We start from the raw sequence: 508 nt of genomic DNA, 5'->3' as shown, positions 1-508 counted from the left end.
TCTGCCCGCGGGCGTCGATTTGCAACGCCAGGCCGCACAAGGCCAAACGCCGGGCGGCGGGCATCGCCAGCAGGATGTTGATCAGGATGGCCTGGGGCGTGTGCCACTGGCTGTCGCGCTTGAAGTGACCGATATCCAGGTGAACCTTGTTCAGGCGCTGGTACAGGGCCTTGCGGCGCCACAGCAACGCGCCAATCAGCAACAGCAGCGGCAGGAACAGCAGCGGGCGCTGGGTCAGGCCGTCATATAACTCACTGACACTGGAGGCCCAGGGCAGAGTAGTGATCTGTTTGCTCAGGTGCGCCGGTACGGTTTCCAGCCACTCGGTGTCCAGCGGCTTGTTGCTGGGGATCCAAAACATCTGCTCGTCGAGGGTCGCGCGCAACGTGGTAGCTGTACTGAGCAGTTGTTTCTGGTTCAGTTGCAGGGTGATGGATTCGTTGAGCAATGCACTCAGCTCGCGGCTCAGGCGTTCCAGCAGGTCGCTGCGAGTGATCGCCAGTTCCAG

General features: G+C 61.8%; 1 pseudogene. It reads right to left on the bottom strand.

Going from position 1 to position 508, the window contains the following annotated elements:
• Positions 1–508 (bottom strand): annotated as a pseudogene (locus TU74_RS23005) (mechanosensitive channel MscK); the annotation flags it as partial.

This window comes from Pseudomonas lundensis (genome assembly GCF_001042985.1).
GTDB classification, from domain to species: domain Bacteria; phylum Pseudomonadota; class Gammaproteobacteria; order Pseudomonadales; family Pseudomonadaceae; genus Aquipseudomonas; species Aquipseudomonas lundensis.
This window is presented reverse-complemented; position numbering and strand designations above follow the sequence as displayed.